The 13,248-nt window shown below is 66.5% G+C and carries 14 protein-coding genes; 5 read left to right on the top strand and 9 right to left on the bottom strand.

The genetic code is table 11. The features are described 5' to 3' along the window. The first annotated feature begins 9 nt into the window (after positions 1-9). Complete coding sequence (locus CJ177_RS25230; protein ID WP_061043614.1) at positions 10-1,170, top strand: iron-containing alcohol dehydrogenase; 1,161 nt, start codon at positions 10-12, stop codon at positions 1,168-1,170. A gap of 2 nt (positions 1,171-1,172) precedes the next feature. Here CJ177_RS25230 and CJ177_RS25225 read toward each other — a convergent pair whose 3' ends face one another. From CJ177_RS25225 to CJ177_RS25215, 3 genes are all read right to left on the bottom strand, one after another. Continuing rightward, complete coding sequence (locus CJ177_RS25225; RefSeq protein ID WP_095868897.1) at positions 1,173-1,994, bottom strand: PhzF family phenazine biosynthesis protein; 822 nt, start codon at positions 1,992-1,994, stop codon at positions 1,173-1,175. Between the two features lie 74 nt (positions 1,995-2,068). Continuing rightward, on the bottom strand, positions 2,069-2,563 hold the full coding sequence (locus tag CJ177_RS25220; RefSeq protein ID WP_005244798.1) for a DUF3830 family protein: 495 nt from the start codon (positions 2,561-2,563) through the stop codon (positions 2,069-2,071). 67 nt (positions 2,564-2,630) lie between these two features. Then, positions 2,631-3,872 (bottom strand): aspartate aminotransferase family protein, encoded by a 1,242-nt coding sequence (locus CJ177_RS25215; protein ID WP_005244800.1) that lies wholly within the window; start codon positions 3,870-3,872, stop codon positions 2,631-2,633. Between the two features lie 114 nt (positions 3,873-3,986). Between CJ177_RS25215 and CJ177_RS25210 the strand changes: the two genes are divergently transcribed. Continuing rightward, complete coding sequence (locus CJ177_RS25210; RefSeq protein WP_095868896.1) at positions 3,987-5,435, top strand: NAD-dependent succinate-semialdehyde dehydrogenase; 1,449 nt, start codon at positions 3,987-3,989, stop codon at positions 5,433-5,435. Between the two features lie 3 nt (positions 5,436-5,438). On the opposite strand, the gene hsaB is transcribed toward CJ177_RS25210, so the two are convergent. The 4 genes from hsaB to hsaA are packed head-to-tail and all read right to left on the bottom strand — an operon-like array spanning position 5,439 to position 8,987. Continuing rightward, positions 5,439-6,026, bottom strand: a complete 588-nt coding sequence (hsaB, locus tag CJ177_RS25205) for a 3-hydroxy-9,10-secoandrosta-1,3,5(10)-triene-9,17-dione monooxygenase reductase subunit (RefSeq protein ID WP_005244804.1) — start codon at positions 6,024-6,026, stop codon at positions 5,439-5,441. Next, a complete protein-coding gene (gene hsaC, locus CJ177_RS25200) occupies positions 6,023-6,925 on the bottom strand; it encodes an iron-dependent extradiol dioxygenase HsaC (RefSeq protein ID WP_005263859.1) in 903 nt (300 codons plus the stop codon). The genes hsaB and hsaC overlap by 4 nt, the downstream gene beginning before the upstream one ends. Next, a complete protein-coding gene (gene hsaD / locus CJ177_RS25195; RefSeq protein WP_095868895.1) occupies positions 6,925-7,803 on the bottom strand; it encodes a 4,5:9,10-diseco-3-hydroxy-5,9,17-trioxoandrosta-1(10),2-diene-4-oate hydrolase in 879 nt (292 codons plus the stop codon). The genes hsaC and hsaD overlap by 1 nt, the downstream gene beginning before the upstream one ends. An 8-nt stretch (positions 7,804-7,811) precedes the next feature. Beyond that, on the bottom strand, positions 7,812-8,987 hold the full coding sequence (gene hsaA, locus CJ177_RS25190; protein ID WP_005244809.1) for a 3-hydroxy-9,10-secoandrosta-1,3,5(10)-triene-9,17-dione monooxygenase oxygenase subunit: 1,176 nt from the start codon (positions 8,985-8,987) through the stop codon (positions 7,812-7,814). A 190-nt stretch (positions 8,988-9,177) separates the two neighbouring features. On the opposite strand from hsaA, the gene CJ177_RS25185 reads away from it, so the two are divergent. The 3 genes from CJ177_RS25185 (at position 9,178) to CJ177_RS25175 (ending at position 11,247) form a co-directional block, all read left to right on the top strand. Then, positions 9,178-10,386: a Rieske 2Fe-2S domain-containing protein gene (locus CJ177_RS25185; RefSeq protein WP_095868894.1), complete on the top strand. Its 1,209-nt coding sequence runs from the start codon at positions 9,178-9,180 to the stop codon at positions 10,384-10,386. A 2-nt stretch (positions 10,387-10,388) separates the two neighbouring features. Then, entirely contained in the window at positions 10,389-10,736 is a 348-nt protein-coding gene (locus CJ177_RS25180) for a hypothetical protein (protein WP_005244812.1), read from the top strand. Positions 10,737-10,869: 133 nt separating this feature from the next. Beyond that, positions 10,870-11,247: a VOC family protein gene (locus tag CJ177_RS25175; protein ID WP_095868893.1), complete on the top strand. Its 378-nt coding sequence runs from the start codon at positions 10,870-10,872 to the stop codon at positions 11,245-11,247. Positions 11,248-11,275: 28 nt separating this feature from the next. Here CJ177_RS25175 and dmpG read toward each other — a convergent pair whose 3' ends face one another. Continuing rightward, positions 11,276-12,340: a 4-hydroxy-2-oxovalerate aldolase gene (dmpG, locus tag CJ177_RS25170; RefSeq protein WP_095868892.1), complete on the bottom strand. Its 1,065-nt coding sequence runs from the start codon at positions 12,338-12,340 to the stop codon at positions 11,276-11,278. Further along, positions 12,337-13,239, bottom strand: a complete 903-nt coding sequence (locus CJ177_RS25165; RefSeq protein ID WP_061701045.1) for an acetaldehyde dehydrogenase (acetylating) — start codon at positions 13,237-13,239, stop codon at positions 12,337-12,339. The genes dmpG and CJ177_RS25165 overlap by 4 nt, the downstream gene beginning before the upstream one ends. Positions 13,240-13,248 lie beyond the last annotated feature (9 nt).

Below are 13,248 nucleotides of genomic sequence, written 5' to 3'. Positions count from 1 at the left end.
ACCTCTCCCATGACCGCACATCTCTCACTCCCCCGTTTCGCCAGGATCGGGGCCGGAGCAGTCGACGAGATCGGCTCGGTTGTCGACCAATTGGGTCTGCAGAGGCCGGTTCTCGTCACCGACTCCTATCTGACCGGCACCGGCGCTGCCGACCGGATCATGACCCTCCTCAGGTCGGCGGGTAAGGAGCCGGCACTGTTCTCCGGCACCGTGCCCGACCCCACCACCGCTTCCCTGGAGGAAGGGCTGAGGATCGTCGCCGAACACAACGCGGATTCGGTGATCGGGTTCGGCGGCGGTAGTCCGATGGACACCGCGAAGGCACTGGCCGTGCTGTCCGCGAACGGCGGCGAGATGCGGTCGTACAAGGCACCCCACGTGTACACCGGGAAGGCGCTGCCGATCATCGCGATACCGACCACCGCCGGAAGCGGCTCGGAGGCGACGCAGTTCACGGTGATCAGCGACAGCGCGTCCGACGAGAAGATGCTGTGCCCGGGACTCTCCTTCCTGCCGATCGCCGCGATCGTGGATTTCGAACTCACGATGTCGATGCCGCCGCGGTTGACCGCCGACACCGGCATCGATGCGCTCACCCACGCCATCGAGGCGTACGTCAGCAAGAAGGCCCAGCCGTTCACCGACGGACTCGCGCTCTCCGCGATCCGCACGATTGGCAAGCACATCGGCATGGCGTACGCGGACGGTGAAGACCGCACCGCGAGAGAAGCGATGATGGTCGCGTCCATGCAGGCCGGTATGGCGTTCTCCAACTCGAGCGTGGCGCTGGTGCACGGGATGAGCAGGCCGATCGGTGCGCATTTCCATGTCGCACACGGACTGTCGAATGCCATGCTGCTTCCGGCGATCACGGCGTTCTCCGTGAAGGGAGCGGAGAGCCGCTACGCCGACTGCGCGCGTGCGTTCGGCGCGGCACCGGAATCGGCGGGCGATTCCGTCGCCGCGCAGTTCCTCGTCGAGACCCTGACGTCGCTGTGTCACGACCTGAAGGTTCCGACGCCGCTCGCATACGGGATCGATCGCGATGCCTGGGACGGCCTCATTCCGCTGATGGCAGAGCAGGCGCTGGCGTCCGGATCGCCCGGCAACAATCCGGTCGTGCCCACCGCCGGCCAGATCGAGACGCTGTATTCGGAGGTCTTCAGCTAGCGCTAGAACTCGACGGTGCCCCGGAGGTACCGCCGGTACGCCCCGGACAGGTGGACGCGGTCCCCGCGCACCTCGCAGTGCACGGTTCCACCCCGCGCCGACAGTTGGCGTCCGACAAGGCTGTTTCTGCCCAGGACGTCAGCCCAGTACGGCGCGATCTGCGAGTGCGCGGACCCCGTCACCGGATCCTCCTGAACGCCGGCCGCGGCGCCGAACCATCGCGACACGAAATCGAGTCCCTCGACGTCGGATGCTGCGGTGACGACGATGCCCCGCACCTTCAGCGGGCTGATCACGGCGAAGTCGGGGGCCATCGACGCGATGTCGTCTTCGGATTCCGCCACGAACACGAGGTCGGTGGCCTTCAGGCACTCCCGCACCGGAATGCCGAGTGCTGCGACGATCCGGGGATCGCCCGCGGTCGGCACCGGCGGCTCGGCCGGGAAATCCATCACCAGTTTCCCGTCCGGTCCACGGTCGACGTGCAGCCAACCGCTGCGCGTCCAGAACTGGATGCGGTCGGCGTCCGGGTGCACGTCCTCGAAGATCTGCGCGGCCGTGGCGAGGGTGGCATGGCCACACAGGTCCACCTCGACGGCAGGGGTGAACCACCGCAGGTGATACGCCGGGTATTCCCGGTCGTGGGGCCCCGCCTCCACGGGAAGCCGAGCGGTGTAGAACGCCGTCTCGGACAGATTGTTCTCTTCGGCGAGTTGCTGAAGAACCGAGTCGTCCAGCCGGTCGGTCAGCGGCATGACCGCCGCCGGGTTTCCCTCGAAGGGTCCGGCGGCGAATGCGTCGATCTGATAGATGTCCAGCTTCATATCGTCCGATGGTGGTGGACGCCCCGGCGCTCGTCGAGGGCCAAACTGCACACCCTGGACCGGTCGCGCCGACGTCAGGCCCGGGCGAAGCTCATCGTCTCGCCTTCGACCCCGCGCATCCACAGGTCGTTGCACGCGGCCGCCAATTCCGGCAGCCCCTCCTCGATGGCGGCGAACACGTTGCCCGGCACCCAGCCGACGTCGCCGTTGAGCAGGAGGTTGTTGCGGCCGTAGAAGATCGCGAGGTCGGTGGCGCCCTGCGCGGCGTGCGCCTCGGAGCCCGGCTCGTACCCGTAGGCCGAGTTGCCGATTTCCCAGGGCTCGAAGTCGAACAGGCACACGTCACCGGGAATCGGTGTGACGGTAGGATTTTCCCGCCGCGGCGCCGCGGTGATCCGCGGGATCAGCGTGTACACCTCGTTGCGCGCGTACTTGGCGTGGTACGCGTCGCCGCTCTGCGGAAGCACGTCCCACACCGCGTCGCACGTGAGTGGTGCGTCCTCGTCGAGAAGCCGGGCACGGCAGGTCACGCCGCGCTTGTCCAGGCTGATGGTGATGTAGCGAGCCACAGGTCCTCCTTCGGAGCCGTGAGTACTTGTTAACCGCGGGCGGTTGACAAGTACTCACGGGTGCTTGTCACACTTCGTCGAGTACTTCGGACCAGATCTTCAGGGCGTCCTCGATCTGTTCCGACGTCACGATGAGCGGTGGAATCATCCGTACCACGTTCATGTGGGCGCCGCAGGTCAAGAGCAGCAGCCCCTTCTTCGCGGCCAGTTGCTGCGCCGCAGCCGCTTTCGCGCGGTCCGCGCTGCCGTCGGCGGCCGTGAACTCGCTGCCCACGAGCAGTCCGAGGCCACGGACGTCGCCGATCCCGTCGATGGCACGCGTGCGCGCACCGTCGAGCAACTGGACGCCCCGCGCGGCGGCGTTGGCCACGAGATCTTCCTTCTCGATCACCTCGAGTGTCGCGACCGCGGCCGCGCAGGACACGGCGTTGCCGCCGTATGTTCCGCCCTGCGACCCCGGCCAGCCCTTGGCCATGAGCTCCTCGGACGCCGCGATGCCCGACAGCGGGAAGCCGCTGGCCAGCCCCTTGGCGATGGTGATGATATCGGGCCGGACGTCGAAGTGCTGGTGCCCGAAGAACTTGCCGGTGCGGCCGAAACCGGTCTGGATCTCGTCGATGACGAGCAGGATGCCGTACCGGTCGGCGCGCTCGCGGAGACCCTGGAAGAACGCGGTGTTTCCGGGCACGTACCCGCCCTCACCGAGAACGGGCTCGACGACGAACGCCGCCGTCTCGTTCGGCGCGGTGAGCGTCGCGAAGATGTAGTCGAGTTCCTTCAGCGCGAACGCGGTCGCCTCCTCCTCGGACCAGCCGTAGCGGTAGGCGTTGGGGAACGGTGCCACGTGCACGCCGCCCATCAGCGGGCTGAAGCCGGCCGAGAACCGGGTGCCGGAGGTGGTCATCGTCGCCGTCGCGACCGTGCGTCCGTGGAAGCCGCCGTGGAAGACGATCACGTTGGGGCGGCCGGTCGCCTGCCGCGACAGTCGCAGCGACGCCTCGACCGCCTCGCTCCCCGAGTTCGCGAAGAACAGCGAGTCGAGCCCCGGGGGCAGCACCGACCCCAGTCGATCGACCAGCTCGAGCATCGGCTGGTGCATGACGGTCGTGTACTGGCCGTGGATCAGGGAGCCGACCTGCCTGCGCGCGGCCTCCACGACGTGCGGGTGGCAGTGCCCGGTACTGGTGACGCCGATGCCCGCGGTGAAGTCGAGATAGCGCCTGCCGTCGGTGCCGTAGAGGTAGCACCCTTCACCGTGATCGACCGTCACGGGTGTGGCCTGTGCGAGCAGTGGAGATAGCCGAGTCACGAGAACCCTCCCACGCGTAGATGCCGGCGGATGTCGGCAAGTGCATTGTCAGATTGTTGACAATCTGTATAACATGGGGACCGTCCCTTCGGCAACGGAGAATGGGGAAAAATCATGCTCGAGGAAGCAGCAATCGCATCGGTGCAGACCGGCCTGTTCATCGGCGGCAAGTGGCGCGACAGCGCCCGCACCATGCCGGTCCACGACCCGTCCACCGGACAGATCCTGTGCACGGTCGCCGACGCCGACGCAGCGGAGGCCCGCGAGGCGCTCGACGCGGCGGTGGCGGCGCAACCGTCGTGGGCGGCCACGACACCCCGCGAACGCAGCACCATCCTCATGAACGCGCACCGGCTGCTGCTCGAGAACGTCGACCGGCTCGCGCTGGTCATGACGCTCGAGATGGGCAAGCCACTCACCGAGGCTCGGGGCGAAATCGCCTACGCCGCAGAGTTCTTCCGCTGGTTCGCCGAGGAGGCCGTCCGCATCGACGGCGGCTACATGACCGCACCCGGCGGCGGGTCGCGGTTCCTCGTGACCCGCCAGCCCGTGGGGCCGAGCCTGCTCATCACCCCGTGGAACTTCCCGATGGCGATGGGCACCCGCAAGATCGGGCCCGCGATCGCCGCCGGGTGTACATCCGTCATCAAGCCGGCGGCCCAGACGCCGCTGTCGATCCTGGCGCTCGCCGACATCCTCACCGAGGCCGGACTGCCGGACGGCGTCGTCAACGTCGTCACCACGTCCAGCCCCGACGAGGTGATCACCCCCCTCATCCTCGACGGCAGGGCCCGCAAGCTCTCGTTCACCGGTTCGACCAAGGTCGGAAAGCATCTGCTCGAACTGTGCGCGCGCACGGTGATGCGCACGTCCATGGAATTGGGCGGCAACGCGCCGTTCCTCGTCTTCGACGACGCGAATCTCGACGACGCCGTCGACGGGGCCATGGCGGCGAAGATGCGCAACATCGGCCAGGCCTGCACGGCTGCCAACCGGATACTCGTGCACAGTTCGGTCGCCGAGGAATTCACCCGCAAACTCACGCAGCGGATGGAGGCCCTGCCCGTCGGGCGCGGCACGGAGGACGGCGTCGTGGTCGGACCGCTGATCGACGAGGCGGCCGTCGCGAAGGTGAGCAGTCTCGTCGCGGACGCGGTCGACCGCGGCGCCTCGGTGCTCACCGGCGGCGAGGCACTCGACCGTCCGGGCAACTTCTACCCGGCGACGGTCCTGACGGGTGTGCCCGACGACGCCGAGATGTGCCACAACGAGATCTTCGGCCCGGTGGCCGCGATCAGCACGTTCGAGACCGAGGCCGAGGCCGTCGAGCGGGCCAACGACACCCCGTACGGGCTGGTGGCCTACGTGTACACCGAGAGCCTCAAGCGCGGCATCCGTGTGTGCGAGGCGCTGGAGTCGGGCATGGTCGGGCTCAATCAGGGTGTGGTGTCGAACCCGGCCGCGCCGTTCGGCGGTGTGAAGGAATCCGGGCTCGGACGCGAAGGCGGGACCACCGGCATCGACGAATTCCTCGAGACGAAGTACATCGGTGTCGCCGTCTAGGAACTAGAGCCAGGTGTCTTCCGACGACGTCGTGAGGAACGCCTCGAGGTCGTCGCGCCACGGCGCAGGCACCGTCTTGTCCGGCTCGATGCCGGTGTACTGCCCGCGGTAGAACAGCAACGGTCGCTCCTCCCTGATCTCACTCAGGGAGGAGACCCGGCCGAACGCGACCCAGTGGTCGCCGCCGTCGTGCACGCTCTCGAGCGAGCAATCGATGTGGGCGAGCGAACCGGTGAGGATCGGCGAGCCCAGCGGCGACTCCGTCCAGTCGATCCCGGCGAACTTGTCCGGGTCCCGGGAACCGAAGCGGGCGCACGTCGACTGTTGTTCTTCGGCGAGCACGTTGACGCAGAAGATGCCACTGCGCTCGATCGCCGCCCACGACCGCGACGTCTTGGTCGGGCAGAACAGCACGAGCGGGGGTTCGAGCGACAGCGCGGCGAACGACTGGCACGCGAACCCCACGGGCACGCCGTCGTCGATCGTCGTGATGATGGTGACGCCGGTGCAGAACTGGCCGAGCACCGTCCGGAACCGTCGCGGATCGATCGCCTCGGCCGCGACGGCCCCGTCCCCGGTCACCTCACTCACGGCTGCATCCCGACGCTGAAGTCGTGACCCCACAGGCTGACGGCCGTGCTCTCCCTCGCGATCCAGCTCTCGTCCTCCACCTGGCGTCCCTCGCAACCGAATTCGATGTCGAAGCCGCCGGGGGTCTTCATGTAGAACGACAGCATCAGGTCGTTGACGTGGCGGCCGAGCGTGGCCGACATCTTGACCTTCTTGCGGAGCGCGCGGTCGAGGCACAATCCGACGTCGTCGGAGTTCTCGACCTCGATCATCAGGTGCACGATGCCGCTGGGCGTCGGCATCGGCAGGAACGCGAGGCTGTGGTGCCGCGGGTTGCAGCCGAAGAACCGCAACCACGCCGGCTTGCCGTCCGCCGGCCGCCCGACCATCTGCGGGGGCAACCGCATCGAATCGCGCAGGCGGAAACCGAGGACGTCGCGGTAGAAGCGCAGCGACGCCTCGTCGTCCGTGGTCGAGAGCACGACGTGCCCGAGGCCCTGCTCACCCGTGACGAACTTGTGCCCGTACGGGCTGACCACGCGCCGGTGCTCCAGCGCCGCACCGTGAAACGCCTCGAGCGTGTTACCCGACGGGTCCTCGAACGTGATCAGCTCGTCGACCCTGCGGTCCTGCAGCTGCTCGGCCGTCCCCTCCTTGAACGCGACGCCGGCCGCCGACAGGTTGTCGCGGACCTCCTGCAACTCCGCGGCATTGGCCGTCTCCCAGCCCGACACCGACAGCCGGTCCTGCTCCCCCGGGAAGATCACGAGGCGAGCCGGGAAGTCGTCCATCCGCAGATACAGGGCGTCCGGGTCGGAGCCCTTGCCCTCGACCATGCCGAGCACCTTGAGACCGTATTCGCGCCACGCGGCCATGTCGGTGGCCTCGATGCGCATGTATGCCAGTGAACGAATACTCATCACTTACCCCCGTCCAGAAGGAAAACGGTGGCCAGACGGTTGAACTCGTCGAACTTCTCCAGCTGCGCCCAGTGCCCGCACCCGCCGAAGACGTGCAACTGCGCCCGCGGAATCATCTTCAGCGCCACCAGCGCCCCGTCGAGCGGGTTGACCCGGTCTTCGCGCCCCCAGATCAGCAGCACCCGCTGGCGCAGCTTGTACGCCTCGCGCCACAGCATTCCCAGCTCGAAGTCGGCCGAGGAGAACGACTTTCCCATCGCCTTGGCGGCGGCGAGCGACTCGGGTGCACTCGCCGCGGCGAAACGTTCGTCGATCAGTTCGTCGGTGATCAACTTCTGGTCGAACACCATGATGCGCAGAAACGCCTCGAGGTTCTCCCGGGTGGGCTGGTAGCCGAACTTGCCGAGGTTCTTGACGCCCTCGGTCGGGTCCGGGGCGAACAGGTTGACGCTGAGTCCGCCCGGACCCATGAGCACCAGCCGGCCCGCGCGGTCCGGGTAGTCCAGCGCGAAACGCACTGCGGCACCGCCACCGAGGGAGTTGCCGAGCAGGTGGACACGCCCGCCGATGTCGAGGGTGTCGAGCAGATCCTTCAACGCCGACGCACTGTGCACGAAGTACTGCGGGTGCTCGGTCGGCTTGTCCGACAACCCGTAGCCCGGCTGGTCGACGGCGAGCACGTGGAACTTCTCGGCGAGAACCGGGATGTTCCTGGCGAAGTTCGACCACGACGAAGCGCCCGGCCCGCCGCCGTGCAGCAGCACGATCGTGGTGTCGTTGCCGATCCCGGCCTCGTGGTAGTGCAACTTCAGGTCGGGCCGGACCTGGGCGAACTTCGAGGTGGACTCGAACGTGAGGGCCTCTTCGGTAGTCGTCACGTGTTCTCCTAGACCATCGTGTCGGTGATGGGCAGTCCGAATTCGCCTGTGCCGTACATGACGTAGGCGCGCTCGGGATCGTTGGCCGCGTGGACGCGTCCGGCGTGCGCGTCCCGCCAGAAACGCTGCAGCGGCGTGCCGTTGGCCAGCGCGGTGGCCCCCGAGCTCTCGAATAGTTTGTCGATGGACGAAATGGCGCGGCCCGTCGCGCGCACCTGGTCGCGGCGTGCCCGCAGCCGCAGCTCGAACGGCACTTCCTCACCCGCGACGAGCAGTGCGTATTCGTCGGCGACGTTCCCGGACAGCTGGCGCCAGGCGGCGTCGATGTCACTCGACGCCTCGGCGATGCGAACCTTGGCGAACGGGTCGTCCTTCGCCTTCTCGCCGGCGAACGCCGCGCGGACGCGCTTTCCCTGATGTTCGACGTGCGCGTCGTAGGCGCCGTAGGCCATCCCGACGATCGGCGCGGAGATGGTGGTGGGATGGATTGTTCCCCAGGGCATCTTGTAGACGGGCGCGGTATTGCGCTCGAGCCCGGGTGCGGTGAGGTTGCTCATCGCCTTGAAGCTGAGAACGCGGTGCGTCGGGACGAAGACGTCCTCCACCACCACGGTGTTACTTCCGGTTCCGCGGAGTCCCACGACATTCCACACGTCGTCGATCCGGTAGTCCTCGCGCGGGATGAGGAAGCTGACGAAATCGACGGGGCGGCCGTCCTTGATGACGGGCCCACCGAGCACTGCCCAGCTGGCGTGATCACAGCCGGACGACCAGGCCCAGGCACCGTTGACCGTGTATCCGCCGTCGACGACCTGGCCCGCGCCCATCGGCGCGTACGACGACGAGATCCGGACGTCGGTGTCGTTACCCCACACGTCTTCCTGAGCCTGCTGCGAGAACAGGGCGAGGTGCCAGTTGTGGACACCGATGATCGACGAGACCCAGCCGGTGGAACCGCAGGCGCTCGCGATCTTCCGCACCGCGGAGTAGAACAGCACCGGATCCGCTTGGTAACCACCCCACTGTTCAGGCTGGAGCAACCGGAAGAATCCGGTCTCCTGGAGCGCCTTCATGGAATCGTCGGGGATACGACGTAGATCCTCGGTCTCCTGCGCACGCTCTCGCAGCGTCGGCAGTAGTGCGTCGAGCCGCTGCATCACCTCGTGACTGTCATGGTCACCCACAGGACGCTCCTGTCTCGTTCGATGGTTCACTTATCTTCTGAGACTAGAACACGTTCCCATTTATGTCGAGATACCGGCAAAGGTGCTGTTTGACGGCCCGGGTCTGGAAGAAAGCCCCCGAAAATCTGGCGGATCGTGTCGAAGTTCTATAACGTGTTCTACTAACAGCATGAAGGGATGTGAGGGCACAATGGCGCAGATTCGCGAGATCGATGTGGGCACGGTCCAGACCCGCTTCGCGCGTGGTTGGCACTGCCTCGGTTTGACCAAGACGTTCAAGGACGGCAAACCGCATTCGATCGAGGCATTCGGCACCAAACTCGTCGTCTTCGCCGACAGCAAGGGCGAACTGAAGGTTCTGGACGCGTATTGCCGGCACATGGGCGGCGACCTGTCGCAGGGCACCGTGAAGGGCGACTCCGTGGCCTGCCCGTTCCACGACTGGCGCTGGGGCGGCAACGGCAAGTGCACCAGCATTCCCTACGCCCGCCGGGTTCCCCCGATCGCCCGCACCCGGGCGTGGCTCACCCTCGAGCAGAACGGTCAGCTGTTCGTCTGGAACGACCCGGAGGGCAATCCCCCGCCGGAGAACGTGACCATCCCCCGCATCGAGGGCGCCTACAGCGACGAATGGACCGACTGGACCTGGAACTCGATGCTGATCGAAGGGTCCAACTGCCGCGAGATCATCGACAACGTGGTCGACATGGCGCACTTCTTCTACATCCACTACGCATTCCCGACGTACTTCAAGAACGTCTTCGAAGGCCACATCGCAACGCAGTACCTCAACACGAAGGGTCGCCCGGACGTCGGGATGGCGACGCAGTACGGCATGGAATCACTGCTGCGCTCCGAGGCCGCGTACTACGGGCCGTCCTACATGATCAATCCGCTGTGGAACAGCTACGGCGGGTACGAGGTCGAGAGCGTCCTCATCAACTGCCACTATCCGGTGACGAACAATTCGTTCATGCTCCAGTACGGCGTCACCGTCAAGAAGCCGACCGGCATCGACGACGAAACAGCCGACAAGCTGGCCGCGAAGTTCACCGAGGGCATCGCCGAGGGATTCCTGCAGGACGTCGAGATCTGGAAGAACAAGACCAAGATCGACAACCCCCTGCTCTGCGACGAGGACGGTCCGGTCTACCAGCTGCGACGCTGGTACGACCAGTTCTACGTCGACGTCGCCGACGTCACCGACAAGATGACGCAGCGCTTCGAGTTCGAGGTCGACACCACCAAGGCCAACGAGGCCTGGCAGCACGAGGTCGAGGAGAACCTGGCCCGTCAGAAGGCCGAGCGGGAGGCCGCCGAGGGGTCCGAGAGTACGACTGCGGAGGGGTCCGAGAGTACGACTGCGGAGCGGTCCGAGAGCAAGGAAGCGCAGGTCTGATCATGAGTGCCTCGACCGAATGGGCCAAAGCTCCCGACTTCGCCGGGCAGCCTGCTCGGCTCGAGGCCATTCATGCGCAAACGTTGGCCGACAAGGCCAATTACCTCGACGACGGCATGAACGAAGTCGAGTGCCGTACGTGCGGAACCTGTGTGCTGGTGCGCAAGAACAGCCTCAAGCACACAAGCGTCCAGTGGACGGACGACCCTGCGAAGACGTGCCCGACGTTCCGGGACGCCGTCGGCGAGGGACAGTCCACCGCGCTCCGCGAGGGGTGCCCGCGACTGTGGGACAGCATCAACCACGCGGTGATGGAGGGGTTCATCGACGTGCGAGATCGCGTCGAATAGTCGTCGGTGCCGCTGCGGCGGATGCGGCGCCCGATGTGACATTCGTGCAGTCAGGCTGCACGAATGTCACATCGGGCGCTTAGGCTGGATGTGCCGTCGGATACGGCGGTTCCAGCCGAACCGGAGGCGTGCCATGACAGGCCGAATCGTGCACTTCGAGATCCCCTTCGACGACGGTGACCGCGCACGAGCGTTCTATCGGGACGCATTCGGGTGGGCCATCGCCGAGATCCCCGACATGGACTACAGCATGGTCACCACCGGACCCGTCGGTGAGAGCGGCATGCCCGACGAACCGGGTTACATCAACGGCGGCATGATGCAGCGCGGGGAGGTGAACTCTCCCGTGGTCACCGTCGACGTCGAGAGCATCGAATCCGCCCTCGAAAGGATCGAATCCCTCGGTGGCAAGACCGTCACCGGCAGGACCCCCGTCGGGAACATGGGATTCGCCGCATACTTCACCGACTCCGAGGGCAACGTCGTCGGGCTGTGGGAGACCGCCCGCTGACCCGTGAGTACTTATCAACCGCCCGACGTTAAGAAGTACTCACGGGCGGCGCAGCCGCAGCCCGCTCGCGCTGCAGTTCGAGCGCGATGTCGATGAGCTGATCCTCCTGGCCGCCGACGAGCTTGCGCTTGCCGGCGCGGACGAGCAGTTCGGCGGACGAGACGCCGTACCGTTCGGCCTGGCGTTCGGCGTGCTTGAGGAAGCTCGAGTAGACGCCGGCGTACCCCATCATCAGCGCCTGACGGTCGAGGAGACATTCGGCGGGCATCGCCGGACGCACCACGTCCTCGGCGGCGTCGGCGATCGCGAAGAAGTCGATCCCCGTCTTGACGCCGATCTTGTCGCACACGCCGACGAACGCCTCGACCGGCGCGTTACCGGCACCGGCGCCGAATCGTCTTGTGCTGCCGTCGATCTGCTTGGCTCCTGCCCGGACGGCGGCGATCGAGTTGGCCACACCGAGTCCGAGGTTCTCGTGACCGTGGAAACCCACCTGGGCGTCCGAGCCGAGTTCCTGCACCAGCGCCTCGACGCGGTCCGACACCTGCTCGAGCACGAGCGCGCCAGCGGAGTCGACCACGTACACGCACTGGCAGCCGGCGTCGGCCATGATCCGGGCCTGCTTGGCGAGCTTTTCCGGTGCGATCGAATGCGCCATCATCAGGAAGCCGACGGTCTCGAGACCGCGGTCGCGGGCCAGCCCGAAGTGCTGGATGGACACGTCCGCCTCGGTGCAGTGCGTGGCGATGCGGCAGATCGAGGCGCCGTTGTCCTGGGCGACGATGATGTCGTCCTTGATGCCGAGCCCCGGCAGCATGAGGAAGGCGATCTTCGCGTTCTTCGCCGTGTCGACGGCGATCGAGATGAGTTCCTGCTCCGGGACCTTGGAGAACCCGTAGTTGAACGAGGACCCACCCAGTCCGTCGCCGTGCGTCACCTCGATGACCGGGACCCCGGCGTTGTCGAGCGCACCGACGATGGCCCGGACCTCCTCACCGGTGAATTGGTGCCGCTTGTGGTGCGAACCGTCCCGCAGCGAGGTGTCGGTGACTCGGATGTCCCAACTGGCGTCGAAATGAACCATAGTTCTCATGCCTCCACACTCAGGAGCTTCTGGGCGATCTCCTCGCCCACCTTGGTTGCCGCCGCGGTCATGATGTCGAGGTTGCCCGCGTACGGGGGCAGGAAGTCGCCTGCGCCCTCGACCTCGACGAACGTCGTGACCGTCGCCTGCCCGCCCGACACGACGCTCGGGTCGTCGAACTGCGGTTCGTTGAGCAGCCGGTAGCCGGGGACGTATTGCTGGATGTCCGCGACGACGCGGTGGATGGAATCGGTGATGGCGGCGCGGTCGGCGTCCTCGGGGATCGCGCAGAAGATCGTGTCCCGCATGATCATCGGCGGGTCGGCCGGGTTGAGGATGATGATGGCCTTGCCGCGCTGCGCTCCGCCGATGGTCTCGATGCCGCGGCTGGTGGTCTTGGTGAACTCGTCGATGTTGGCGCGGGTGCCCGGGCCCGCGGAGACGGACGCCACCGACGCGACGATCTCGGCGTAGGGCACGTCGACGATGCGGGAGACGGCGTACACGATCGGGATCGTGGCCTGACCTCCGCACGTGATCATGTTGACGTTGGGGGCGCCGAGGTGCTCGCGCAGGTTCGCCGGCGGGACCACGGCCGGTCCGACGGCGGCGGGTGTCAGGTCGACGGCCCGGATGCCGGCGGCCTCGTACCGCGGCGCTGCCTCCCGATGCACGTACGCGGACGTGGCCTCGAAGACGAGATCGGGTTTCTCCGGCTGGTTCAGCAACCAGTCGACACCCTCGGCCGACGTCTCCAGCCCCATCTTGCGGGCCCGTGCCAGGCCCTCGCTCTCGGGGTCGATCCCGATCATCCACCGGGGTTCGAGCCACTCGGATCGTTGCAGCTTGTAGAGCAGGTCGGTGCTGATGTTGCCCGAACCGACGATCGCCACACTTGCCTTTGTCATGAACAAACT

The sequence above is a fragment of the Rhodococcus sp. ACPA1 genome (assembly GCF_002300195.1).
Lineage (GTDB): Bacteria > Actinomycetota > Actinomycetes > Mycobacteriales > Mycobacteriaceae > Rhodococcus_F > Rhodococcus_F opacus.
Note: the sequence above shows the minus strand (reverse complement) of the source record. Positions and strands in the feature narration are given on the sequence as shown.